Origin of the sequence: Nonlabens dokdonensis DSW-6 (genome assembly GCF_000332115.1) — a bacterium.
Lineage (GTDB): Bacteria > Bacteroidota > Bacteroidia > Flavobacteriales > Flavobacteriaceae > Nonlabens > Nonlabens dokdonensis.
In genome coordinates, this window is the sequence record NC_020156.1 from 1,858,355 (window position 1) to 1,883,664 (window position 25,310).

General features: G+C 35.4%; 20 protein-coding genes and 1 tRNA gene. 9 read left to right on the forward strand and 12 right to left on the reverse strand.

The genetic code is table 11. From position 1 onward, the window contains the following. Positions 1–17: 17 nt before the first annotated feature. Entirely contained in the window at positions 18–314 is a 297-nt protein-coding gene (locus tag DDD_RS08245) for a thioredoxin family protein (RefSeq protein WP_015362362.1), read from the forward strand. Here DDD_RS08245 and DDD_RS08250 read toward each other — a convergent pair. Both DDD_RS08250 and DDD_RS08255 read right to left on the reverse strand, forming a co-directional pair. Then, positions 311–943, reverse strand: a complete 633-nt coding sequence (locus DDD_RS08250) for a polysaccharide deacetylase family protein (protein WP_015362363.1) — start codon at positions 941–943, stop codon at positions 311–313. The genes DDD_RS08245 and DDD_RS08250 overlap by 4 nt on opposite strands. Then, positions 933–4,337 (reverse strand): glycosyltransferase family 117 protein, encoded by a 3,405-nt coding sequence (locus DDD_RS08255; protein WP_015362364.1) that lies wholly within the window; start codon positions 4,335–4,337, stop codon positions 933–935. The genes DDD_RS08250 and DDD_RS08255 overlap by 11 nt, the downstream gene beginning before the upstream one ends. Before the next feature lie 231 nt (positions 4,338–4,568). Between DDD_RS08255 and DDD_RS08260 the strand changes: the two genes are divergently transcribed. Next, a tRNA-Gln gene (locus DDD_RS08260) sits at positions 4,569–4,639 on the forward strand. 233 nt (positions 4,640–4,872) lie between these two features. Beyond that, the gene (locus tag DDD_RS08265; protein ID WP_041567036.1) at positions 4,873–5,091 is read left to right on the forward strand and encodes a hypothetical protein; all 219 of its coding nucleotides are present in this window, start codon (positions 4,873–4,875) and stop codon (positions 5,089–5,091) included. Positions 5,092–5,248: 157 nt separating this feature from the next. Here DDD_RS08265 and DDD_RS08270 read toward each other — a convergent pair whose 3' ends face one another. The 7 genes from DDD_RS08270 to DDD_RS08300 form a co-directional block, all read right to left on the reverse strand. Continuing rightward, positions 5,249–6,325 (reverse strand): DUF6371 domain-containing protein, encoded by a 1,077-nt coding sequence (locus tag DDD_RS08270; protein WP_015362366.1) that lies wholly within the window; start codon positions 6,323–6,325, stop codon positions 5,249–5,251. A 219-nt stretch (positions 6,326–6,544) separates the two neighbouring features. Further along, positions 6,545–7,885 (reverse strand): DUF3987 domain-containing protein, encoded by a 1,341-nt coding sequence (locus tag DDD_RS08275; protein ID WP_015362367.1) that lies wholly within the window; start codon positions 7,883–7,885, stop codon positions 6,545–6,547. A 321-nt stretch (positions 7,886–8,206) separates the two neighbouring features. Beyond that, positions 8,207–8,485: a helix-turn-helix domain-containing protein gene (locus DDD_RS08280; protein ID WP_015362368.1), complete on the reverse strand. Its 279-nt coding sequence runs from the start codon at positions 8,483–8,485 to the stop codon at positions 8,207–8,209. Positions 8,486–8,548: 63 nt separating this feature from the next. Next, positions 8,549–9,526: a hypothetical protein gene (locus tag DDD_RS08285; protein WP_015362369.1), complete on the reverse strand. Its 978-nt coding sequence runs from the start codon at positions 9,524–9,526 to the stop codon at positions 8,549–8,551. Between the two features lie 15 nt (positions 9,527–9,541). Beyond that, positions 9,542–9,796 (reverse strand): hypothetical protein, encoded by a 255-nt coding sequence (locus tag DDD_RS08290; RefSeq protein ID WP_041567037.1) that lies wholly within the window; start codon positions 9,794–9,796, stop codon positions 9,542–9,544. A 6-nt stretch (positions 9,797–9,802) separates the two neighbouring features. Beyond that, on the reverse strand, positions 9,803–11,086 hold the full coding sequence (locus DDD_RS17265; protein ID WP_015362371.1) for a tyrosine-type recombinase/integrase: 1,284 nt from the start codon (positions 11,084–11,086) through the stop codon (positions 9,803–9,805). A 263-nt stretch (positions 11,087–11,349) separates the two neighbouring features. After that, positions 11,350–12,171, reverse strand: a complete 822-nt coding sequence (locus tag DDD_RS08300; protein WP_015362372.1) for a universal stress protein — start codon at positions 12,169–12,171, stop codon at positions 11,350–11,352. Between the two features lie 147 nt (positions 12,172–12,318). Between DDD_RS08300 and rimP the strand changes: the two genes are divergently transcribed. Genes rimP through infB form a run of 3 tightly spaced genes read left to right on the forward strand, consistent with a single transcriptional unit; the run spans position 12,319 to position 16,921 of the window. After that, positions 12,319–12,786, forward strand: coding sequence for a ribosome assembly cofactor RimP (rimP, locus tag DDD_RS08305; RefSeq protein ID WP_015362373.1), 468 nt, complete (start codon positions 12,319–12,321; stop codon positions 12,784–12,786). 8 nt (positions 12,787–12,794) lie between these two features. After that, entirely contained in the window at positions 12,795–14,027 is a 1,233-nt protein-coding gene (nusA, locus tag DDD_RS08310; RefSeq protein WP_015362374.1) for a transcription termination factor NusA, read from the forward strand. A gap of 32 nt (positions 14,028–14,059) precedes the next feature. Next, positions 14,060–16,921 (forward strand): translation initiation factor IF-2, encoded by a 2,862-nt coding sequence (infB, locus tag DDD_RS08315; RefSeq protein WP_015362375.1) that lies wholly within the window; start codon positions 14,060–14,062, stop codon positions 16,919–16,921. Between the two features lie 64 nt (positions 16,922–16,985). Here infB and DDD_RS08320 read toward each other — a convergent pair whose 3' ends face one another. Both DDD_RS08320 and DDD_RS08325 read right to left on the reverse strand, forming a co-directional pair. Continuing rightward, entirely contained in the window at positions 16,986–17,348 is a 363-nt protein-coding gene (locus tag DDD_RS08320) for a YraN family protein (protein WP_015362376.1), read from the reverse strand. Next, complete coding sequence (locus DDD_RS08325; RefSeq protein WP_015362377.1) at positions 17,348–18,250, reverse strand: S66 peptidase family protein; 903 nt, start codon at positions 18,248–18,250, stop codon at positions 17,348–17,350. Before DDD_RS08325 ends, DDD_RS08320 begins: the two co-directional genes overlap by 1 nt. Before the next feature lie 107 nt (positions 18,251–18,357). Here DDD_RS08325 and DDD_RS08330 point away from each other — a divergent pair, with 107 nt between their 5' ends. Next, the gene (locus DDD_RS08330) at positions 18,358–19,809 is read left to right on the forward strand and encodes a DUF1800 domain-containing protein (RefSeq protein WP_015362378.1); all 1,452 of its coding nucleotides are present in this window, start codon (positions 18,358–18,360) and stop codon (positions 19,807–19,809) included. Positions 19,810–19,816: 7 nt separating this feature from the next. Beyond that, complete coding sequence (locus DDD_RS08335; RefSeq protein WP_015362379.1) at positions 19,817–21,421, forward strand: DUF1501 domain-containing protein; 1,605 nt, start codon at positions 19,817–19,819, stop codon at positions 21,419–21,421. 45 nt (positions 21,422–21,466) lie between these two features. On the opposite strand, the gene DDD_RS08340 is transcribed toward DDD_RS08335, so the two are convergent. Continuing rightward, positions 21,467–23,020 carry a fibrinogen-like YCDxxxxGGGW domain-containing protein gene (locus tag DDD_RS08340; RefSeq protein ID WP_041567038.1) on the reverse strand — a complete coding sequence of 518 codons (1,554 nt, stop codon included), beginning with the start codon at positions 23,018–23,020 and terminating at the stop codon, positions 21,467–21,469. Positions 23,021–23,214: 194 nt separating this feature from the next. Here DDD_RS08340 and metG point away from each other — a divergent pair, with 194 nt between their 5' ends. Continuing rightward, positions 23,215–25,287 (forward strand): methionine--tRNA ligase, encoded by a 2,073-nt coding sequence (gene metG / locus DDD_RS08345; RefSeq protein WP_015362381.1) that lies wholly within the window; start codon positions 23,215–23,217, stop codon positions 25,285–25,287. Positions 25,288–25,310: the final 23 nt, after the last annotated feature.

Consider the following 25,310-nt stretch of genomic DNA (forward strand, 5'->3'; position numbering starts at 1 on the left):
ATACTTAATTTGTTATTATGTCAAAGTTCGGTGAGCTTATAAGTGCAAATGTTCCAGTGTTGTTTAATTTTTTTACTAACTGGAATGAAGATACAGAGGCAATGAATGCCGTATTGCGCAATGTAGCTGCGGCCTTAGGTGATAAGGCCAAAGTCATTAAAATAGACATAGAAAAAAACCCAGAACTTTCTGAAGCACTACGTATTAAAGGCGTTCCTACTTTCATCATTTACAAAAATGGCGAAATGAAATGGAGACAGAGCGGTGTCCAAGACGATAACACACTTATTCATCATATCCAGCAGTTTTACTAATCGGCTGTTATGGAATCACTTTTCCAGCCTTGATCTTTTAAGAATTCTAGATATTGAGGTAGGATTTCTTGAAGCATTTTATAGCTTTTATCACTGTCGTGAAAAACGATAACGCTACCATTACGCGTATTTGTTTTTAAATTCTCGAGGCAAGAAGCTGCTGTTCTACGTTGATCAAAATCTCCTGAAAGTAGGTCCCAAAGCACTATTTTATAGCCTTTATCTACTAGTGATTTAGTTAGGCTTCCAGTAATGCGACCGTAAGGCGGTCTAAATAATTGTGAATTGACTTGTTGTGCGCATTTTTCTACATCTTCCATGTATTTAATACTCGAGGTTTTCCACGCATTTAAATGATGTTGCGTATGGTTTCCTATGGCGTGGCCTTGTTCTAAAAGTTGATTATAGGTTCTAGGAAACTGCTCTACTTTGTCTCCTATACAAAAGAAAGTTGCCTTAAAATCAAACTTGGTTAGTTCCTTAAGCACAAAATCAGTGACAATAGGCGTCGGTCCATCATCAAAAGTTAAATAAACCTTCTTTTTTTCACGATCTCCATGCCAGTAGTAGCTAGAAAATCGATCAGAAAACCAATCTGAAATACGATCTGGATAGGTTTTAATCTTCACTTAAAGTATCGATAGGGATTTCTTCTCGAGCAGTGGTTACATTATCCACGGCATTGTCTAACAAATCACGCAATTCCATTTCTTGTGCAGCATCTGGATACATTTCTGGATCTATATCACCATCTTTTCTGATGTAATATGCATCATTTAGATATCTTACAAAAGGCTCAAAGTAAACGTTATAGGCATCTACATGCTTATCAATCATCTCTTGATCTTCATAGAACACTGGAACTTCGGCAATAGAATTGTATCTTACTAAAGCTTGTTGAATACGGGAATAATTGTTCTCTTGCTCTTGCAATGTCAAAGCGTTATAATGATCCAACTCATCTTGATATTTGAGAATAATTCCATTTAATAATTTTCTAGCTTTTTCTATTTTATCTAGTTCATAATAACCAGATACGAAAGGCTCTAGCATTGAGTAATTGCCATAATATTCTAATGGCATGTGCTCCATTCCTATGTCTAATAGTTCTTCTGCTTTTGCGTATTGACCATCTTTCATAAGGGCTTCTGCAGCACGAGTGATGTTACTTCTATATCCTACGCTATTTCTTCTAGTTTCTACGTCGTGGTAAATATCTGGTGAGCCGCCATTGCCCCAATCCCATTTTTTGATGACCTCATAAGCATAATCAGGATCTATTCTTCCCATATCAAAAGGGTCTCTAGGATCTTCAGGAAGTGATTTAATAGGAATCAATCGGTAAGCAGCTCCATCTAACTGTAAATAATCTTTCATCCAGATGTAATCTTCATCACCAAATGCTCCTCCGGAGAAATAAATAGGACGTTCCCAGTTGTTTGCATTGATAATGTCCAGCATGAACAGTCTGTTTTTATAAACTGCGTTACTGTTGATGTTGATTACTATTTCGTCAACGATTTTATCTGCATCTTTTTGTGGTACCACGCCATTCTTTAAAACGGCTTCTTTATTTACAGGAATAGAAATAAATTGAGAAGGAAACGTGTGTTCATAATGCTCATTTCTCATTTGCACCTGTGTAAGCATTTTATCACTCGCTACCCAATCCATCCATTGATCTAGTTTCATGGTATCAGGTAACACGAGTTTAGAATTTTGATTCAACTCTGCCATACGTTGTTGGATCAACTCTTCATCTGCATAGTAAAGCACATCTCTTGTACCATATTTATATTTGCTATGAGGTAGTGTAGAAGGAACAGGCTCACTATCCCATGCTTTCTTTTTCATATCGTCCATGTACCAGTCGGTACTCAATAAAGAGGTACAGACTATACGTACATCTGTACGGTAGCCTTCTACTTCTTGAGCATACCACAATGGGAAAGTATCATTATCTCCTATGGTAAATATTAAAGCGTTAGGCAAACAGCTATCAAGGTATTTTTTTGCACTGGCAAGAGCTGTATACTTACCAGACCTATCATGATCGTCCCAGTTTTGGTAACCCATCAACAGTGGAGCTGCTGCAAAACAGGCCGTAAGTGAGATGATTTGAGCCATTCTGGACTTCATTACATCACGTAGCATAACATATACGGCATAAACTCCCATTCCTATCCACATACTGAAAACTAAGAACGAACCTACATAGGCATAATCACGCTCACGTACTTGAAACATAGATTGATTCAAGTAAAAGATAATAGCAAGACCTGTAAATAAAAATAGAATCAAAGTGACGTAAAATGATTTAGCATCTTTACGAGCATGAAATACAGCTCCTAGAATTCCTAGAATAAGAGGAAGGAAGAAATAGGTATTTCTACCTTTATTTTCTAACATATCATCGCTCAACTCGTCTTGAGTACCTAGTCGCCACTCATCGATAAATTTAATACCGCTTATCCAGTTGCCATCATAAGAATCCCATTCTCCTTGCACATCATTTTGTCTTCCAGTGAAATTCCACATGAAATAGCGCATGTACATGTAGCTTATTTGATAGTTAGTCATGTATTGCAGGTTATCATAAAAACCTGGTTTTTCAATATCCACTGCTTCTCTTAAAGAAACCAGTACTTCAACATATTCTTCACTATCAATAGTGCCTCGCTGTAACCTACGTTCATAATCGTCAAGAACAGAAAGCAGCTCTTGGTTATTTTCAAAACCGGGCTTTATGGTATAATCCAGTCCGCCCATAAAATCTATATAATTTGAAGCGCGTGAGGGATCTGTCATACGAGGGAAAAACCCTTTGTGACGGTCGTTAGTATTAGGAATGGCGTCTTTATAATTGTTTACAATAACATACTTACCTAGTTTATAATCCTTCTCATATTTCGGCTTTTCATCTTTAAAAGCTTCATTATCTTCAGTAGTTGGATCGTCTGGATTGTAACCTGCATACATGTCAGTAAATGATTCTCCATAGAATAATCCTGGGGACGGATATTGCTCACGATTGTAATAAGCTAGAAGAGCTCTGGCGTCTTCTGGTCTGTTTTCATTAATAGGCGTTCCAGCATTTGCTCTAATAGGTAGCATGGTCCAAGAAGAAAATCCTACTAGAACAAACATGATGCATAAAGTAATCGTGTTTAATAGTGGCAGGTTACGCTTTCGCGAAAGCGAGATCAAAAAAGCAAATAATCCAACAATTAATAAGAGAGCGATTATAGTTCCTGAGTTAAAAGGAAGTCCAATATCATTCACAAAAAACACTTCTAAATAACCGAAAATACTTAAGGTGTAAGGCAGTAGAAGTTTGAATACGAAAAGTAAAACGGCAACAACAGCAATATTTGCAACTATAAAGTTAAACGGTGTAATATTTTTATAATGCTTAAAGTACCAAAGCAAACCTATAGCAGGAATAGTCAATATTCCCATGAAGTGAATTCCAAAAGAAAGTCCTACTACAAAAGATATAAGAATTAGCCAGCGATTGCCACGTGGTAAAAACATATCACGTTCCCAAAGAAGACCTATGTAAAACATGGCGCTCATAAGTAGCGCTGCAGGTGCATAAACTTCGGCTTCCACTGCGTTGAACCAAAAACTATCGGTTACCGCATAAGCCAATGATCCTATTGCCGCTGCTCCTAAAATCATAACGTCATTTGCTCGATCTTTTAAAAGGTGTCGTTTAAGGAGCAATGTAAGCGACCAGAACATAAATAATATGGTAAATGCACTAGAGAAAACGGCAAGTAAATTTACAGTGTACGCGATATCAGTTGCGTCCATTGCAAAAATCGAAAACGCAGCTCCCATCATTTGATATAGTGGTGCTCCTGGTGGATGTCCTACTTCTAACTTTGAGGAGGTAGCGATGTACTCTCCAGCGTCCCAATAGCTTACCGTAGGTTCTACCGTGCTCCAAAATATGAAAAGGGCGATAGCAAAAACTGCCCAGCCTATAATTTTATTTAATTGTGCGTAGTTTAATTTCATAGTAGTCATTAACTCTGGCGAAAATAAGATTTATTGAACTTAATCACCACATAAACGTCAAATAGAAACTAGTCGTATATAATAGGGTCAATTATTGTGAGTTAATCAGTGTTAAGGAATTTTTTATGATGGGCAATTGGGGTCAAAATGCATTATGAGAGCAAGTTTTTCAATTTTTATTGATTTTTATTTGCTGAAATTGAGAATTGTTATAAATTTGCATCCCGAAATTGTCCCATGGTGTAATGGTAACACTCCGGTTTTTGGTACCGTCATTCAAGGTTCGAGTCCTTGTGGGACAACTTAAAAACACCCTTAATAAGCTGATTAAAAGCGAGTTAAGGGTTTTTTGTTTTTGAAAAGTAAGAACCAAAGTAAGAACTTTTCAAGTTTCAATTTAATAGATTAGCTTATATTTGATTAAGTATTGCGTTTTTAAGATCTGTTTTCAAGTGTCTACGTAATACTACCTAAAGCATCGTGCGAAACAGGATCGTTTCAAAAACCCCTGGGCGATGCTTTTTTATTATATCATATGACAACTATTAATTACACACCTCGCAAATCTGAAGTCTACGAAATGTATCCAGATGAACCAAAAAGCAATCTTAGAACCAGAATGAATTACATCATTAAGGAGAACGGAGGTAATATAAATAAGCATGGTTTAACGCCGAAAGAATGGCTTTTGCTCAAGGATGAATTAGGTGAGCCAACTCACGACCGAAATGGAGTTGCAATCGTCAATTCTTAGAATTGCAACCATTACAATTGCTTAATAGGAATTTATATAATTCCTAATGAATACATAAATACAAATCATTAAAAATCAGTTAGTTATAAATTTTTGAATACCCTCAACTTAATGTTGGAATTCTTGCAATTCCACATAATTACGAGGTATGCAATTGTTATTTTGATTGTAACTGAAATGTTTTAATTAATAATTTAATTGCTGGGTTTTTAGAAATCAATTTGTCAATGGCTTTTTCTTTTCTATTTTGGATATATACAATTTCCTTAGTTTCTATTTTAGGAATTGCTTTATTCTTTTGATATTTTTCAATGAAGTAGTCGGCTATATCATATCCGTTTTCTAGATCTTCAGTATCTGCTAATTCATATAAAAATTTAGAAACTGTAATGTCGAACCCAAATTCTTTCAATTCCTCTGCTTTTCTAAGCCATATATCGTAAGCGTTAAAGCCTTTTTTATTTCGTTCTGACAGATCTGGATAAAAAATTATTTTTCGATCAATTAAATCAATCATAACATTTTGATCTAGCATGCTTATTCCAGAGCTAGCAATCCAAATAAATTCAGATTTTATTGCGCTCATTATGCAGGCTGTTTTCTCACTTTCAACTATTGCAATTGGTTTAGTTTTATTTTCATTGATCAAGTGCATGCCGAATAATGCTTTCTTGTATTTAAATGAATCCCTTTTCCCTCTGTACAATACTTTGTGAAAGGAAGAAATTTTGAGATATGGTTCTTTTATTTTCCTTCCTGTTTTAGGGTTATAGTTCATAATCTTTCCATAACTCAACACATTATCAGGGCTTAACCTCCAAAATACTACACTTTTTTCCCAAGGTTTTGAAATCGTTCCGAGTAGGTACCTGGTAATTATTTCTTTCACAGTTTCTTTAGAAAACATGGTGAGTAAGAAAGTTACAAAATTGTTGTTTTGAAAGTTATAACCTTGAATCGAGATATGTTTGAGGTCTAAGTAATCAAAAGTCTTTATTTCCTCTTTTACTGGTTTGTTAGGAGTCCAATTGCTTTTAATATTATTTGACTTTAAGAAATCTTTTGGTGTTTTGTGATATCCACATTTAATTTCCCTATCGCATCTACCTAATTCGATAGGTAAGTATTCATTATTTTCTGTATCCCAGTACCTTACAAACCTTTTTTTATTGCAATCTGGATTAGGGCATATGTATTTTTTAGATTTTGGATCTAAGGTGTATCGATAGCTCATGATATTATTGATATTGTGATATTTTAAATTCTTTTCAATTTGATAATGAGTAATTTATGTTTGTGAAATAGTATTGATTAAATATCAATAGTATCACTTCAAAAACTCTATAAAATTCTCATTTTGATTTTATTGATACTATTATGATACTTTTATTTATAATTTAAGTTTCATAATTACAGTTAGTTATATTTAAAATGTATCATAATATCAAAAATGTCAACTGAAAATTACTTTTTCATATTTCCCGTGCCCTTTTTTCTTGAAAACACCATGGACTAAGTTACGTTTTGCGGTTGCCGAGCTTATTTTAATATCCTTAGCTACTTTTAAAGCTTCCGATGTTGTAAATGTTTGAGGAAGTAATTTGTACATTTTTTTAACACTATCAGTTGCAGTTGTCAATTTGTTTGATTGCCGATCTCTTATTTTTAATCCGTTATGTTCGAAGTATTTATACAGTTTAGTAGCTTTTTCAAAACTTGATATTGAAACGTCTCTAACTTTTTTGTCATTGGAATAATTATCTATTAATTCAATCAGTAAAGCAAAACGGTGTATGTAAGTTCTAAATTTTGCAGCCATAGAACTATATATTGTCAATTCATTATCATATTTATCAATAATTCTTTTATCGAATGTTTGAGCTCTTAAAAAAGCTTCATCAGAATAAGGTATGATTTGACCTAGCTCGTTATCGTAATCATCAAAAATATTGCTGAAAATGTTGCTGTAACAGTCATTTATCTTTTGATCAGTGGTATTATTGTTCAATGCTGTTTTATTTATTTTATCCGGAATTGAAAATAACAATCTATCTAGAAAACCACTTTGTGAACGATCTCCGGCATAGAGCTCATGCAAACGTCCTTTTTGAGTTCCTGCTATTAGGTTTATACAACAACTAGGAATAATTATAGTTCCAGTACCTTTCCTGGTCAATTTTATTTCTTTTCCATTGAATATTGTCAAATAATTATCCTCTTGGCTACTGCTGGAATATCTACTAAAACCATTAACCCAGCTCATTATTTCATCAGCAAAAATGCATAGTCCGTTTTGGTTGTTGTCGTGTTCTTGACAAAGAGCCTCATAAGTAAAATCCCTCATTAACGTGTTTTTTAATCTAGGCAGTTTTTCCGTTTGCGGATTTAATTGATAATTTGCTAATTGATCTTTGTAAGATTTATAGGATTCTTTTTCTCTAGATTTAATTGGATTAAAAGGAAGTTCCATAGCATGTGATTTACCGTCTCCAGCGTCACCAACAACTACAATCCATAATAAAGGTTTTTCAGTCCAGCCAGACTTAACTTGCAAGTGATATAAATTACCTAAAGCTGTACCGAAAGCAGACAAAACGGCACAGCTAAAAAATTCGGAATTAAAACCTAATGAATTTACATTTTCACTGATGTAATGTTGGATACTTTTCGGAAAAATATCCATGGGAAACGGATTAAGAAGGTTTGAATGATCTTGATCTAATTGTTCTAAAATAACATCCGTTTTTTTCTTTGAATAATCGTAGTATTTTGATGGTTCTATGTTGGTGCTCATTTAAAGTGATTTGAGCAGCTATACAATTATATTGCAATTACCAAGGTTGCAAATCAATTGCAATTAATGGAATTATCATAATTCCATTAATTGTATATCTTTGTATTGTGCTGTTTTATTAGTTGTTAGACGTGTCTATTAAGTGTTTCAAGGGAATTATGATAATTCCTATATTGATTGCAACTATCGAATTGCTTATCTGATTGCGAATTGCGGTAAAGAGATTTTGAAAGTAAAAAGCGGTCAACTCTTGCTTCACTAAATTTCCCCAATTCCAATACAAATCGATTAAGATTTATATCAAAATAGCCGTTATGAGATTTAACTTTCATAACGGCTATTTTTTAGTACCTCTTCGATATCTGATAATTGATATCTAACTCTATTTCCTATACGGAGAGGTTTTAATATTTCTTTTTTATCCCAGTCTATGATGGTAACCACAGAAACGCTTAGAAGATCTGAAACTTCTTTTCTCGTAATTAATTTTGAAAGTGGTTTAGGTAGCTTGTTTTCAATGCTTTCTAACCTTTTGTTTATTTTATCCATAGCAGCTAATGCGCTAGGATCACTCACGGATAATTCAATTGTTTTTGACATAATATTGTATTTGTTTGTACAATATTATATTCAACTTATATAACTTTTACTCAAGGGGCAACCCTACAAGCCACCCTTAGTGAGAAGGTTGTCTATAATTTTTTGTTGTCTTAGAATTGCAGGCGTGTGTTCTTTTGGTTGTTTTTCGAGAAGTTTTATAGCTTTCTTTACATTGTCTGTATGTCTTCCAATCATTTTAGATATTATAGTGTAAATATCCTTTTTCATCAAACTAGAATTTTCTAAAGCAGGAAGAGCTGTTAATTTATCCAATAAATAGATGCTTTGATAAGTTGTGAAATCACCTTTTTTAATTTGGTCAACGTCAATAGATTCAATTATTAACTTTTCATTTTTATCTTCGCTTTTTTCTAATTGCTCTTCAGATAATTTCTCTAAATATTTGTAAACTCTAAATTTTGCAATGTCATCAGAAAATTGTTTTTCTACATCATTGTAAATCTCAACATACTGTCCTAACATAGACGTGAGGTAATCAAAGCATCTATTTGATGTGAAATTCTCCATTATATGTTCTCTAACACCCCAAAAGTAGACATCCTTAGAATCATTATTTATTTCAACCTCTAGATTTTTCAAATTGAAAATATCTAAAGAGTCCATTCGATCATATAAAAATTGCAAGCGCTCTTTATTATCTTGAAATCTTACGATTTTACTATCTATTTCCCTTTTTGTGCGCTCTTCAAACTTGTGCCGACTATGGCTAGTATAAAACTCCTCCCACATCTCCTCTTTAATCACTGGGTTTAATATATATCTGGAGCCATTATAAACAATTGTTTTGCACAGGTCAATAGAATTCTTATCAACATTATTTTCCTGTTTTAAATCTGAGCCACTGATCTTTTTTTTGCTATTTAAAGAGCAATTTCTTAGAATACCTCGTTCAATGAGTAATTTCATTTGCTCACTAAATGCAAGTTCCTCAAAGTCCCAGCTTTCTCCTAAAAGTCCGAAATGATCAAAATCTAAAAAATTTGATTTATACTCAAAAAATAATTTATCGACAAAAGTCATTATTCGAATAATTGATTATATGCTTGCATCTGCCGTTAAATCTTGAATGATTTTTGAATGGATTTCATCATTGCTAAAACTCTTTCTGTATTGTTTAGCAAATTTTATAACGTCTCTAATCATTGAGAAGTGGTATGCTTTTAATTGACGATCTTTTAAATCTGAACTGCTATCTGATTGATTGTATTCCATATACAATTCTATCAATGTATCTTCTATTTCCTTGAATTCTACATTATCCATTTGTAATACTTTTGTCTCTGTTTTCATAGTTGTTTATTTAAAAAATGAATGTTCTGCTATTTTTTTTGCCTTATCCACATTAGTGGCTCGTATGTAAGAGTAAAATACCTTTTCAGTTTTGTGTCCAGATATCGCCATTATATCAAATGTCGGAATTCCAGCTTTATAGGCATTAGTGCAAAAGCTACGTCTAGCGGTGTGCGTAGTAATCAAATCATATTTAAAGTATGGTTTTGTAACCTCTTTACCTCCTAAAGTTTTTGTTACTGGAACTTTTTCTTTAATTTTTGCTTTAGCTCCTATAATTTTTAAATCTCTATTAATATGTTGATCTAGTTTTGGACTAGGAGGATTCCCATCGTATTTTTCAAATATTCTTATAACCTTGGAATTGCATGGAATTGTAATAATTTCCTTTGTTTTCTTTTGAGCCAACTGGATAAACTTGGAACCATCAATATCAATTATGTTTTCTTTGGTCAAATTGTTGAAATCTGAAACTCTCAAGCCTGTATAAGCACCGATTAAAAATAAATCTCTACTATGAGATAAACCTTTAGGCAATTGCAAATTAAAGATCGATTGCAATTCTGTTTCTTTGAGAAAAATCTTAGCAACTTTTTCAGTTGGTTTTGCAAATTCTCTTTTCTTAAAATCTATATTATTATGATATCCTCTAGAAAGGGCATAATTCATAACCGCTTTCAAATTTTTAATATGGTTTCCTATATAATTGTTCGAATAGTTTTGAGCTTGTAACCACTCAACAAATTTTTCATAAAAATCCATGTTTATGTCTTTGAAATCGACATCGCCAGTTTCCTTACAGTATTCCAAAAATTTCTTCTTACAAGTCTTGAGTGATCTTAATGTAGAATTAGCTAATGGATGTTTTGTTGATGGAGTTGGATTTTTAGTGTAATACTTGATATACCAATCATAGCACCATTTCAAGTTTTTAATTTCGTTTGTGTCAGTTGCAATTGCTATGTCTTTTTTAGTTGCACGACCTAAGACTTTCTTTATTAATGATTTAACTTCTTGATTGGTGAAATTTTCATTTGAGAATTGCAATTGTGTTAATTGCTGTTGAACTTCACTTAGTTTGTTATTTAACCACTGGTTTATAATACTGGAATTGTTCTCAATTGCAATATTTCTAACTCTTTGTTTTTCCTTATTCCAGCTCGAAACTTGATTGATCTTTTTTCCAGTAGCTATTACGACCTCAGTACCACGTCCGTAACTGTATGTTATTAAAATAGTACCTCTACTATCTTTAATTTCCTTAATTCTATAATTTAATGATCCTTTCAATCTAATTGCTTTAAAAAAGTAAGAACAAAAGTAAGAACATTTGCTTTAACTATCTTTAATTAACTTATATTTATTTTATCTATAATAATTAAATATGGTATATAAGTATTTGAAAGTCAACATTATTAAGGTTGAATTTATTGAGTTCAAAATAATAGCTATTAAAGATATGATGTGTTCTTGTGGGACAACATAAAACCCTGATTCTTAACAGATTCAGGGTTTTTTTATGCTTTTTAAATTCGCTTTCGCGAAAGCGGAAACTATTTAATTCTAAAGGTAATCACAGGCAGGCTAGAATGATTAACTACATCTTCACTCACGCTACCGTTGAAAAAATGAGATATTCCGCGACGGCCATGAGTTGCCATTCCTATAATATCTCCTTTTACGTCTTTTGTATAATTGAAAACACCTTCTTCTACAGATGAGTCGTTATAGATGACGTATTCAGAAGGTTCTACGTTGACATCTTTTAAATATTCTTTTACTTTAGCTTCTGCAGCTCTTGTGCTTAAAAAGTTAGATGGAGTGTTGACATAAAGAAGGTGCAGGTTGCAATTTGTGTTTCTTGCAAACTTGTCTGCTTCTTTCAATGCGCTTGTGGAATTAGGGTCTAAATCTGTTGCAAAAACAAAATCATTAACGTCAAGTCGGTTTTTTCTATCTTTTACAACAAGAACTGGAATTTCTGAATTGCGGACTATTTTTTCGGCATTTGACCCTATGAATAAGTTTCTCATGCCTTCTGCGCCGTGGCTTCCCATGACGATTAAGTCAGCTTTATGTCTTTTTACCGTATCCATTATCCCGCTAAACGCCGCACCAGTTTCTACGTCTCCATGAATAATCACGCCTTCAAGAAAGTCTGCTTTCATCAAGTTGTCAAACTTTTCTTTGGCAAGTTTCATAAAGAAAACAGCTTCTGGTAAGTTAGAGCTGGCATTATTTGCAAGGTGTAAAGGAAGGTCGAGCTGGTGTAGTAAAAACAGCTCACCATTATTTTCTCGTGCTATATCTGCTGCTACTCTAAGAGCGTTTTCGGCTTGAATAGAAAAGTCTGTAGGGACGATTATTTTTTTCATAAGGATTGGTTTTAATGTTTTAAATATACAAAAAAAACAAACTTTAGCGCTCTGTTTTTTAAGCCTTTGGAAATGCTTAAAAAAATACTATATTTGCAAAGTATTTAATCGAGTGCGAGGGGACAAAAGTCCCCTCTTTTTATAACTATGTTGAAAGAGAGAGTAGAGGAATTATTGAAAGAGGCTTTTGAAGAGCGATCAGATTTATTTCTGATAGACTTTAAAATGAGTCCCAATAACGAAATTAAGGTGGTGATTGATGGTGATGATGGTGTGAAGTTGTCGGACTGTATGTTGATTTCTCGCGCTGTTGAACATAATTTAGATCGTGAAGAGTATGATTTTTCTATTGAGGTGCTGAGTGCAGGTGCTGCAGCTCCCTTGAGTTCTTCTCGTCAGTTTATTAAGAACATCGGTAGAGATATTGAAGTGATTGATAAGGAAACAAGAAAAGAAACAGGGTTGTTGCAAAATGCAGATGATCAAGGTGGTACCATCACCTGGAAAGCACGAGAACCTAAGCCGATAGGTAAAGGAAAAGTTACTGTTCAAAAAGAGTGGTCGTTTAAATATCAAGACATTAAGCAAGCAAAAGTTGTTATAAAATTTAATTAAAAAGTAGTATGGAGAATCTCGCATTGATCGAGTCTTTTTCTGAGTTTAAAGATGATAAAATGATAGATCGTGTCACGTTGATGGCGATCTTGGAAGATGTTTTCAGAGCCGCTTTGAAAAGAAAGTACGGTGAGGACGATAACTTTGATATCATTATTAATCCAGATAAAGGAGATTTAGAGATATGGCGTAACAGAGTCGTTGTTGCAGATGATGAGGTAGAAGATGATAACTCTGAAATATCGCTATCTGAAGCTCAAAAAATTGAACCTGATTACGAGGTAGGTGAAGATGTTGCAGAAGAGGTGAAACTTATACAATTAGGTCGTCGTGCTATTTTGGCACTAAGACAGAATTTAATTGCAAAGATTCACGAACATGATAATACAAACATATTTAAGCATTTTAAAGAGCTTGAAGGAGAATTGTATAGTGCCGAAGTTCACCACATAAGACATAGAGCGATCATTCTTTTAGATGATGACGGTAACGAAATCATTATGCCTAAGGATAGACAGATACCATCTGACTTCTTTAGAAAAGGTGAAAACGTAAGAGGTGTGATTGAGAGTGTGGAGTTAAGAGGTAATAAACCTAACATCATTCTTTCTAGAACATCCCCTAAGTTTCTAGAAAAGCTTTTTGAACAAGAGATTCCTGAGGTTTTTGACGGTGTTATTCAGGTTAAAGCTGTCGTTAGAGAGCCAGGTGAAAAAGCAAAAGTGGCCGTGGATAGTTACGATGATAGAATTGATCCAGTAGGTGCTTGTGTAGGTGTTAAAGGTTCTCGTATTCACGGTATTGTTCGTGAACTAGGAAATGAAAACATTGATGTCATTAACTTTACCACAAACACACAATTATACATAGCCAGAGCTTTAAGTCCTGCTAAGATTGTTGCAATTACTCTAAACGAAGAAACTAAGAAGGCTGAAGTACGACTTAATCCAGAAGAAGTTTCTAAAGCGATAGGAAGAAGAGGTCACAACATAAGACTAGCAGGTAAACTTACCGGTTATGAAATTGATGTGATAAGAGAAGGTGGAGAAGAAGATGTGGAATTAACTGAATTTACTGATGTGATCGATGGATGGGTCATTGAAGAATTGAGTAAGATAGGTTTGGATACTGCCAAAAGTGTTCTAGAGCAAGACGTTGCTGACTTAATTAAACGTACAGATCTCGAGGAGGAAACAGTTTTAGACATTGTTAGAATCCTAAGAGCAGAATTTGAAGATTAGATTAGAAATTAAAGTCAATTCGTAACCATTTTATGGCTGAAGTAAAAAACATGAGACTCAACAAGGTTTTAAGAGAATTCAATATTTCTCTTGACCGTGCTGTGGAGTATCTTAATTCTAAAGGAATTGAGATAGAGGCTCGCCCTACCACAAAAATAGACGGAAGCGTCTATCAAGCACTTGCTGATGAGTTTCAAACTGATAAAAGCAAAAAAGTTGCCTCAAAGGAAGTAGGTGCTGAACGTCGCAAGGAACAAGAAGAATTGCGATTGCAGCGAGAAAAGGAACTAGAGGAAAAACAAAAAAGGCAAGAGGTTATTAAGGCTAAGGCTTCTCTTGAAGGACCTAAACAAGTCGGTAAAGTAGATCTCAATGCTGGTGCAAAATCAGACGAAGCTTCAAAACCTACCGAAAAAGTTCAGGAACCTAAGAAAGAGGTGGAGAAAGAACCTGAAGCTAAAGCCCCTTCCAAAAAGACTGAAGAAGAGTCTAAGGAAGTGGAACAAGTTTCTAACCGTCCTAAGGCTACAGGAACTACCGTCAAGGGTAAAATTGATCTTAGTCCAAAGAAAAAATCTAAATCTAAGTCTAAACCTGAGGCTAAGAAAGAAGCACCTAATGCTCCTGAAAAGAAGCCAGAGGTTGCAAAGGAATCTCCGAAGGTAGAAGATAAGCCAGTAGAAACTGCTAAAGCTACCGAAGAGCAGGACAAAGAAGTTAAGGAAACAGCAACTGGTGCTGATGGTCAAGAATCCGAGGTGATCAAGACCGAGTATAAAAAATTAGGTGGACTTAAAGTAACAGGAAAGAAAATTGATCTTTCTCAATTTGCTAAGCCTAAGAAAAAGACAGCCGATTCTAATAGAGGTAAAAGAAAACGTATTTCTAAACCAGGAGCTTCTGGACCAGGAGGGAATAATAGAAATAGCGGTAACAATAAGAATAGACGTGGTAGTGCAAACACTGGACGTAAAAATATTGTAAAAGAAGAGCCTACAGATGAAGAAATTCAAAAGCAGGTAAGAGAAACTCTTGAAAAACTGCAAGGGAAATCTTCTAATAAAGGTGCTAAAAATAGACGTCAAAAACGAGATAGACACCGTGAAAAAGTGGATGCTGCAGAGCAAGCAGAAGCGGAAGACAAATCATTACAGGTTACTGAATTTGTAACGGTAAGTGACTTGTCAACTATGATGGATGTTCCAGTGAACAAAGTAATCGGTGCTTGTATGTCCTTAGGGATGATGGTAACCATGAACCAAAGGCTGGATGCTGAAACAATGTCAATCGTTGCAGATGAATTTGGCTATGAAGTAGAATTTGTAAATGCAGATATTGAAGAAAGCATTGCAGAGGTTGAAGATAAAGAGGAAGATTTAGTAACTCGCGCACCGATCGTTACCGTAATGGGTCACGTAGACCACGGTAAAACATCGCTTCTAGATTATATTAGAAAAGAAAATGTTATTGCTGGTGAAAGTGGTGGGATTACACAACACATCGGAGCTTATGGTGTACAATTAGATAACGGTCAGAAGATTGCATTCTTGGATACGCCTGGTCACGAAGCCTTTACTGCCATGCGTGCACGTGGAGCTCAGGTAACAGATATCGCGATTATTGTAGCAGCGGCAGATGATGATATCATGCCTCAAACAAAAGAAGCCATATCTCACGCACAAGCAGCAGGAGTACCTATTGTTTTTGCAATCAATAAAATCGATAAACCAGACGCTAATCCTGAAAGAGTAAAAGAAGGACTGGCACAGATGAATCTCTTAGTAGAGGATTGGGGTGGTAAAATACAGTCTCATGACATCTCTGCAAAAGTAGGAACTGGTGTAAAAGAATTGTTAGAAAAAGTACTTCTTGAAGCAGAATTACTTGACCTTAAAGCTAACCCTAATAAACCAGCAACTGGTACTGTGGTTGAAGCTTTCCTTGATAAAGGTCGTGGATATGTATCAACAATACTTGTTCAAGCAGGTACATTAAAAGTTGGTGATTATGTACTTGCAGGTCCTAGACATGGAAAAATTAAGGCAATGCAAGATGAGCGCGGTAAAGACGTTCTAGAAGCTGGTCCAGCAACTCCAGTGTCTATTTTAGGTCTGGATGGAGCACCACAAGCTGGTGATAAGTTCAATGTATTTGAAGACGAGCGTGAGGCAAAATCAATTGCAGCAAGACGTACTCAATTACAACGTGAGCAATCTGTAAGAACTCAAAAAACACTTTCATTAGAAGATATCGGGCGACGTATTGCACTTGGTAACTTCCAAGAGCTGAACTTGATTCTTAAAGGAGATGTGGATGGTTCTGTTGAAGCATTAACAGATTCTTTCCAGAAATTATCTACTGAAGAAATTCAAGTGAATATCATACACAAAGGTGTAGGTGCTATTACAGAAAGTGATGTGCTACTTGCGACTGCATCAGATGCGATCATTATCGGATTTAATGTACGTCCTCAAGGAAATGCAAGAACCGTTGCAGATAGAGAAGAAGTTGATATCAGAACATATTCTATTATTTATGATGCGATCAATGATCTTAAAGATGCAATGGAAGGAATGTTATCTCCAGAGTTTAAGGAAGAGATTACTGGTAACGCTGAAGTAAGACAAACATTCAAGATTTCTAAAGTAGGAACCATTGCAGGTTGTATGGTAACTGATGGTAAGGTTTACAGAAATGGCGGAATCAGATTGATACGTGATGGTATTGTAATCCATACAGGAGAACTAGTCGCTTTAAAACGTTTTAAAGACGATGTTAAAGAAGTATCTAAAGGTTATGAATGTGGTATGCAAGTGAAAAACTTCAACGACTTGATAGAAGGTGATATTCTAGAATCGTTTAGAGAAGTAGAGGTAAAGAAAACCTTGAAATAAGAAGATCATATCGATATATAAAAAAAGCACCTCAGAAATGAGGTGCTTTTTGCTTTTAGTTAGATCAAAAATGATAAAAAGCATCTTCAATATGTTCTAGTTTTGTACCTGCTTTATTTTTAATTATCGCAACGATATCAAATCGTACTTCAAGATCTTCTTCGGTATAGTTTTCTATAAAATGATTTGCTGTAGCGACCAGTCTTTGAATTTGTCCTTTCTTTAAAAAATCCTGTGGATTTCCAAAATCTGGAGTAGACCTAGTTTTTACTTCTACGATAACAACAGTATTTGCTTTGCGGGCTACAATGTCTATTTCTCCTTTTTGAAACACATAATTACGTACCAAAATATCATAACCATTTTTCAGTAAATGAGCGGTTGCCATCTCTTCACCAGCATTTCCTAAGTCGTTATGTTCTGCCATTATTGAGTGAGATTAATTTGTTGATCAGTTATTTTTATATGTATTTCCTTTCCTAAAATTATAGTTCTATGATCTTCTATGTGACCAGCAGGAAAATTGAAAATAACCGGATAATCATAATCTGCAGTAAGTGATTGTATGATTTCTACTGCATTTTTACCAAACGGCGTTTCATGGTCATTCATATCTGTCATTCCGCCTACGAGTAAAGCTTTTAAACTTTTAAGCTTTCCAGCTCTTTTAAGTGAGTACATAATCCGTTCTAAATGATACACATATTCGTCGATATCTTCTATAAATAATACCTGATCTTTTGTTTCGGGAAAAGAGTTGCTGCCTAGTAGGCTATACAATATAGATAAATTCCCGCCTACGATCGGCGCTTTCAATTCTTGGTTTTTTAAAGCAAAGGTGTTGGGAATAGTAACTGTTAGTTGTTCTCCAAATAGTGCTTTTCTTAGGCTTTCTATACTCGTGTTCGGCTTGTTTTTTAATTCCAGCGGCATAAAGCTGTGAATACTAGAAAAGCCTTCTGATTGTAGTTTGCCATGCAATAAGGTGATATCTGAATATCCTATGATGGTGGTAGGTTCCGCTTTCGCGAAAGCGGAAAAATGAACTTCATCGATCAACTGCACGGTTCCATAACCACCTCTCGCGATCCATATCGCATGTACATCTTTGTCATCAATCGCTTGTTGTAAATCTGCTAGGCGTTCCTTTTTTGTCCCACCAAATTGATGCTCCATTTTACCGATAGTAGTACCAAAACTAACCTTTAATCCCCAAGATTCAAGTAGTTGAGCAGCTGGCAAAAGATCGCTTTTTTGAGCGCTTCTTGCGGTACAAATAATCCTAACGTGCTTGCCTTTATTTAAAAAACTGATCGGTAAATAACTCAAAAGGGTCGTTTTTTTAGTGGTAATTAAACTTTTTAAAATACTTTTAGTCACATTACTAAGTTAGTATTTTATATCCTAAACAGTTTTCTAATGTAACTAGAATAATTATGGAAGCCCTTTTAAATTGCAATACCGCTTCATTAGCGCCATATACTGATGTTCCTTCAAACCCTTGGGACATCGTTAAAGTACGCCACGTGTTACGTAGGTTAGGTTATGGGCTAGATGTTACACAAGAAAATAATGCGCTAAATCAATCGCCTAGTATTTTTATTGAAAATTATATCAATACAGCAGCAAATTATAGTGTGACGCCTGCACCGTTTTGGGCAAACTGGAGTGCCAGTGATTATGGAAACTTTGTCCAGGATCGCCAGCCACAAATAGAAGAATGGGGCAGCCAGGTAATTGATGACACTTTCAATTTAAATTTACGAGCTAGAATGACACTGTTCTGGCACAATCATTTTGTTACCAGGCTTGAAGATTATGCCGCACCCAGCTGGATGTATCAATATTACAATTTATTACAGACTCATGCTTTAGGGAACTTTAAAACTTTAGTAAAAGAAATAGGTAAAAACGAGTCCATGCTGGTTTACCTTAATGGAGTACTCAATAATCGTTTTAGTCCTAATGAAAACTACGCACGGGAGCTACTAGAGTTATTTACTTTAGGACAAAATAATAATTACACTCAAACCGATATAGTAGAAGCAGCTAGGGCATTGACAGGTTACAATAGCTTTACTGAGGCTGGCGCACCTATTAACTTTCAAAATATAACTTTTGACAATACAAATAAAACGATATTTGGAACTACTGCAAATTATAATCACGATTCCTTAATCGATCATTTATTTGCATCACGTCCTAATGAGATTTCTGACTTTATAGTTAAGAAGATTTATCGAGCTTTTGTGAGTCCAGAACTACCTGTAGCAGCAATAACAGATCAATTAGCACTTACTTTTAGAAATTCCAATTGGGAAATACTTCCAGTTCTCAAACAGCTTTTTAAAAGCCAGCATTTTTTTGACGCTGCAGCAATTGGGACTATTATTAAAGATCCTATAGATTGTTTATGCTTATTTATTAAAGAGTCAAATTTTAGCTTTCCGCAGGGAAATTACTATACTTTACTTTATGTCGCCTCTTTATTAGGTCAGCAATACTTCAACCCTATTGATGTAGCAGGATGGCAAGGCGATCGCGACTGGATCAACAGCAGTACAATAACTGGAAGATGGCAAGGTCTTGAATATATCATGTGGACCATGTGGAATATAGATCAAAACCTGTTTAGAAATATAGCTCTTGATGCATCGGCCTCGCTGAATGATCCTGCAATAATCGCTAGAGATATTGTGAATAGGTTCGTACCTCAAACGCTTCACACCACAACAGACTACGATCTTGCGACTACTGTATTTAAAGGTGATGTACCGCAAAATTATTATGATAATATGCAATGGGATTTGAACTGGAGTTCTGTTAATTATCAGGTAGTCTTGTTGCTACAACACATTTTTAGAATGCCAGAATTCCAACTTAAATAATCGCAGCATGTGTTCAAAAACTAATAAATATCAAGACCCTAATTCACAAGCACATCATGAAGAACATGAGGCGTGGAGTAGAAGAACTTTTTTACAAGCTTTAGGAATAGCTGGTGCTGGTGCATTTACTTTAGGAGGTTCTCAAATATCTAGCGCGATGGCTTCTCCCATTACTGCAGCACTTGCTGCAAGTGTAAATGATCGCGTGTTAGTTCTTGTGCGACTTAAAGGTGGAAATGATGGTTTAAATACTATTGTACCAGTTTATGATTACGGTACGTATGCTTCAAATAGAGCTACAATTGCCTTACCGCAAAACTCTTTATATAATTTAAGTCCAGATTTTGGTTTGCCCTCTTTTATGAGCAGTTTACAGTCGCGATGGGGAAATGGAGAAATGAAAGTCATTCATGGAGTAGGTTATCAAGGTCAAGATCTATCTCATTTTAGATCTAGTGACATTTGGGCGAGTACGGAGGCTACAGCTATTGAAGAAACAGGATGGATGGGTCGCTTTTTTGAAAATGAATATCCTAATTTTTTGCTTAGTCCGCCGGTAATTCCACCAGCGATACAAATAGGAAGTTTAGGAAACCTTGCTTTTGAAGGAACACAAACGAACTACGCCTTTTCTGTTGCAGATCCACAACAACTTTACAACCTAGCTCAAAACGGCTGGCAACATGACGCTACCGCGGTACCACCATGCACTTATGGAGATCAACTCAGTTTTTTAAGATCTACAACTAATAATACATTTCAATATGCCGGTGTGATCAATAATGCATATCAAGCCAGCACTACACAAGCAACCTACGGAAACCATTCGATAGCAGAGCAATTTTCTATAGTAGCACGACTGATTAAGGGGCAACTAGGGACTAAAGTGTATATGGTTACCCTAGATGGATTTGATACACACGCAAATCAAGCAGGTACTCATGCAGACCGCATGCAAAAACTATCAGAATCTATAGATGCTTTTTATGATGATCTAGCTGCTTACGGTAATCAAGACGAAGTACTTTGCATGACCATCTCAGAATTTGGTAGGCGAGTAGAAGAAAACGGATCTAATGGTACCGACCATGGAGCTGCTGCTCCCATGATGCTTTTCGGTGGTGGTTTAAATGGTAACGGTTTTATAGGTTCTCACCCTAGTTTGAGCAATCTAGATGCCAATGGGAATATGGTTTTTAGTACTGACTTTAGAGATGTGTATTCTACCGTCATGAAAGAATGGTTATGCATCCCATCTCATCTGGTAGATCAAGCGATGCTCAATCGCAGTTCTAGCAATATTCCTTTAGGGTTCAATTGTACTACCGCAGGTATAGATGATTTTGCTCATCAGGATTTTAAACACTTTGTGGTAAATAAATTAAATGCTGCTTATCTTCATTTAGAATTAACAAGTGGTCGTAAACTTGATATCCGCATATATAATTTGTTAGGGCAAGAGATAGGGCTTTTAGCAAATCAATACTTTATGCCTGGCAGTCACGACTTAGATATTAAAACGCAGTTGAGAACAAGAATGCATACTGGTCAGTACATTTATAAAATAGAAAGTGCTGGAAAACAATACAGCAGTCAGTTTATGATCAATTAAAATATTTGTGATATCGCTTTCGCGAAAGCGGAACAATACAAACAATTATCTTATCCAGATTCGGTGCAAAGTGTCTGAATTGGCATTGTTTACATTATCATCAACTTCCCAGTCATCTCCACCTGCGCCATTTTGTTTTATAGTCCAGTCGGAAACGTTGTTATCTCTAAAGGGTCTTCTGGTCATAGCGTAATCACCACGATTAGACTCTACTCTATCAGCGGTAAAAGGAATATTTGCCGTGTGACCAGTAAGAGGAACGTGATTAGAAATGAGATTTGCAAGATTCATCGAACCAGAGCCAGTTGAAAAGTAGCTTACTGTCTCTGATTGTGTAATTTTAAAATGTACCACTCTACTATGGTTCGAGGTAATTCCATAAAACCGAACCGTTTCAAAGTTAAACTCACTCAGTAGAGAGTTAGTGGCATGTCCCCAATTCAATGTTCCAGCTTCATCTACACCTAATGTGCTAGAACCTATAACTGGTAAATTAGAAGTTCTTAAAATATGATTAGGGTTTGTACCTCCTAAATGAAGGTAATTTAAAACTAACGTCCAGCCGCCACCATCAGTAGTCATATCACATTCACAATCAAAAGGAGCGATTCCTCCAGAGCCATCAGGATCAATCGTATAAACGCCGTCTACCGCAGCTGGATTTTCGGCTAGAATTTGTTTACAATCTCGTGGGTTTGCCTCTACCATTATTTGAAGGGTGATGGAATTAGTTACCCCACAGGAAGATGTTACGTCCACTGGAATGTTATAAGTTCCTGGTATGATAGTATTGTCTCCATCAAAAGTGATAGTAGGTTCACAGTCGTAAGAGCAGCCTAAATTAGTAGTAGTATTAGTAAATCCAGACGGATTTGTAGGTGTAACACTAGAAATAGTTCCTGGTAAAGTTCCTAATTGATCTATATCTAACGTAAATGTCACACTATTTGTTCCACTGGGAGGAACTGTCATTGATAATGCAGTTGCGTCTGGTGTGATAGAAAAATCACAACCAGTTACATTTATAGTTACTTCTATAAATTTGGTAACTCCGCAATCTGAAGTAACTTGAAAAATGATCGTTCCAGTGTCACCTGCTACCGCGGTACTCGAAGCTAATAACGTGATGTCTAGTGTTTGGGTTACAGGTGCGGGACTATTGTTATTACTCACATTGTCAAGTGTAACATCAAGATTAGCACTTGACGAAAAGAAAGAGGTCGATAAATTACCAGGAGTACCTATTGTTGCAGCAAAATCTAAATCAAATGAAGTAGAATTTCCTTTGTCTACACTTACGTTGATCACACTTGGAAAACTTATAAAATCACAACTTACTTCTGTTGCAAGATTGAACCACGATCCACCAGAATGAAATTGGAATGTGCTTACTGATGTATTGAAAATTATAAGACCATCTGGAATAGGTAAAGGAATATTTGCTCGGTCAGCATCGCTTAGCCTAGGGATTAAAACTCCTTTATCGCTAGAAACTATATCTAACATCGCTGCGTCATTTGGCATGTCAGTATTTACGCCTATTTGAGCAAATAAAAAAATCGGTAGTAGGAAACTGAAAAAGCTAATAAGTGTTCTCATAGCACACAAAAATAAAACAAATGATTTAATTGGTAAAGTCAACAGTCTGTTTTTGATGGTTTTATGATGCTAAATTAAAAAATAAGTAATATAAAAACTATAGATTTTAGTACTTAGATGCTGAATTTGAAATGGTTAATTAATAATATGTTTTGTTGCTTTAATTGTAAATTTGCAGCTTTCAAAAGAATTACATGAGCGATCAAAAACGATTTACGATCACGGCAGCTTTGCCTTATACTAATGGACCTGTTCACATAGGTCATCTTGCAGGAGTTTACGTTCCTGCAGATATTTTTGCGCGTTACCAGCGTATGAAAGGTAGCGATGTTGCTTTTATTTGTGGTAGTGATGAACATGGAGTTCCTATTACTATTAAAGCCAAAAAAGAAGGAATCACGCCTCAAGAGCTTGTAGATCGCTATCATAAAATAATTGATGACTCTTTTAAAGAATTTGGTATTTCATTTGATCATTATGGTCGCACCAGCGCACCTACGCATCATGAAACAGCTAGCGCATTTTTTACAGATCTGTATAACAAAGGTAAATTTGTAGAAAAAGTGACGGAGCAGTTATATGATCCAGAAGCAGACCAGTTTCTGGCAGATCGTTTTGTGGTAGGAACTTGCCCTAAATGTGGGAATCCAGAATCTTATGGAGATCAATGTGAGAAATGTGGTACTTCTCACAATGGAACTGATTTAATAGATCCTAAAAGTGCTATAACAGGAAATACACCAGAATTAAAAGAGACCAAACACTGGTTTCTACCATTAGATGAATACAGTGACTGGCTCAATGAATGGATCGTAGAAGGACATTCTAAAGATTGGAAGACTAATGTTTTAGGTCAAGTAAAAAGCTGGATTACAGACGGTTTACATCCTCGTGCGGTGACTCGTGATCTCGATTGGGGAATTCCAGTACCAGTAAATGGAGCCGATGGTAAGGTATTATACGTTTGGTTTGATGCGCCAATAGGTTATATCTCAGCCACTAAAGAATGGGCTGCAAAAGAAGGCAAAAATTGGGAAGACTATTGGAAAAATGAAGACACTTCATTACTTCACTTTATAGGTAAAGATAATATTGTTTTTCACTGTATAATTTTTCCAGCCATGTTAAAAGCGCATGGTGATTATATATTGCCAGAAAATGTACCAGCAAACGAATTTTTGAATCTGGAAGACGATAAAATTTCTACTTCTAGAAACTGGGCCGTATGGCTGCATGAATATTTACTAGATTTCCCTGGTCAACAAGATGTGTTGCGTTATGTTTTAACAGCAAACGCACCAGAAACAAAAGACAATAACTTTACTTGGAAGGACTTTCAAGCGAGAAACAACAACGAGCTCGTTGCTAATTTGGGGAACTTTGTTAACCGAGTAATTGTGCTTACTAATAAGTATTACGACGGTATAGTTCCAGAACCGCAAAACATGGAGCAGCGCGATATAGATACTTTGGAGCTTATAAAAACATTCCCTAATAAAATAGGAGCAAGTTTAGAACGATTCCGCTTTCGCGAAAGCTTAAACGACCTTATGGCTTTATCGAGTATAGGAAATAAATACATTGCAGAAGAAGGTCTCGAACCTTGGAAACTGGTGAAAACTAATCCTGAGCAAGTTCAAAATATCATGTATGTGTGTTTGCAACTTACTACAGCACTTGCAATTTTAAGCGAGCCTTTTTTACCGCATACTTCTCAGAAGCTTAAAAATATACTTGATTATTCCTCACTCGATGCGGAATCTGCTAATTGGAGTCGCGTTGCAAGTTCAGAAGTTTTACTTCCATCTGGTCACAACATCAATAAATCAGAATTGCTGTTTTCAAAAATTGAAGACGAGCAAATCCAAGCACAATTTAATAAACTAGAAGCTACAAAAGCTGCAAATGCGGCAACAATCCCTAATCTTATGCCACAAAAAGACGAGACTAATTACGATGATTTCATGAAAATGGACTTGCGAGTAGGAGAAATTCTAACAGCAGAAAGAATGCCTAAAACTGACAAGTTAATGGTCATGACCGTTGATACAGGAATTGATAAAAGAACTATCGTGTCTGGAATCGCACAATATTTTACTGCCGAAGAATTAATAGGTCGCAAAGTAACGGTTCTAGCAAATCTTGCACCCAGAAAATTACGTGGAGTAGAATCTCAAGGAATGATTTTACTTGCCGAAGACCCAGAAGGGAAATTGATTTTTGTAAATCCTGATGATGCGGTTGTGAATGGTGCTACTATTGCTTAAATTAATTATGTATAAATTCCCAC

What these genes read in the sequence shown, in the direction of transcription:
- rimP (WP_015362373.1), top strand. Translation starts at nt 12,319, where the DNA reads ATGTTGAAAGAGAGAGTAGAGGAATTATTGAAAGAGGCTTTTGAAGAG.
- nusA (WP_015362374.1), top strand. Translation starts at nt 12,795, where the DNA reads ATGGAGAATCTCGCATTGATCGAGTCTTTTTCTGAGTTTAAAGATGAT.
- DDD_RS08275 (WP_015362367.1), bottom strand. Translation starts at nt 7,885, where the DNA reads ATGAGCACCAACATAGAACCATCAAAATACTACGATTATTCAAAGAAA.
- metG (WP_015362381.1), top strand. Translation starts at nt 23,215, where the DNA reads ATGAGCGATCAAAAACGATTTACGATCACGGCAGCTTTGCCTTATACT.
- DDD_RS08255 (WP_015362364.1), bottom strand. Translation starts at nt 4,337, where the DNA reads ATGAAATTAAACTACGCACAATTAAATAAAATTATAGGCTGGGCAGTT.
- DDD_RS08290 (WP_041567037.1), bottom strand. Translation starts at nt 9,796, where the DNA reads ATGAAAACAGAGACAAAAGTATTACAAATGGATAATGTAGAATTCAAG.
- DDD_RS08340 (WP_041567038.1), bottom strand. Translation starts at nt 23,020, where the DNA reads ATGAGAACACTTATTAGCTTTTTCAGTTTCCTACTACCGATTTTTTTA.
- DDD_RS08285 (WP_015362369.1), bottom strand. Translation starts at nt 9,526, where the DNA reads ATGACTTTTGTCGATAAATTATTTTTTGAGTATAAATCAAATTTTTTA.
- DDD_RS08320 (WP_015362376.1), bottom strand. Translation starts at nt 17,348, where the DNA reads ATGGCAGAACATAACGACTTAGGAAATGCTGGTGAAGAGATGGCAACC.
- DDD_RS08280 (WP_015362368.1), bottom strand. Translation starts at nt 8,485, where the DNA reads ATGTCAAAAACAATTGAATTATCCGTGAGTGATCCTAGCGCATTAGCT.
- DDD_RS08300 (WP_015362372.1), bottom strand. Translation starts at nt 12,171, where the DNA reads ATGAAAAAAATAATCGTCCCTACAGACTTTTCTATTCAAGCCGAAAAC.
- DDD_RS08245 (WP_015362362.1), top strand. Translation starts at nt 18, where the DNA reads ATGTCAAAGTTCGGTGAGCTTATAAGTGCAAATGTTCCAGTGTTGTTT.
- infB (WP_015362375.1), top strand. Translation starts at nt 14,060, where the DNA reads ATGGCTGAAGTAAAAAACATGAGACTCAACAAGGTTTTAAGAGAATTC.
- DDD_RS08265 (WP_041567036.1), top strand. Translation starts at nt 4,873, where the DNA reads ATGACAACTATTAATTACACACCTCGCAAATCTGAAGTCTACGAAATG.
- DDD_RS08335 (WP_015362379.1), top strand. Translation starts at nt 19,817, where the DNA reads ATGTGTTCAAAAACTAATAAATATCAAGACCCTAATTCACAAGCACAT.
- DDD_RS08270 (WP_015362366.1), bottom strand. Translation starts at nt 6,325, where the DNA reads ATGAGCTATCGATACACCTTAGATCCAAAATCTAAAAAATACATATGC.
- DDD_RS08330 (WP_015362378.1), top strand. Translation starts at nt 18,358, where the DNA reads ATGGAAGCCCTTTTAAATTGCAATACCGCTTCATTAGCGCCATATACT.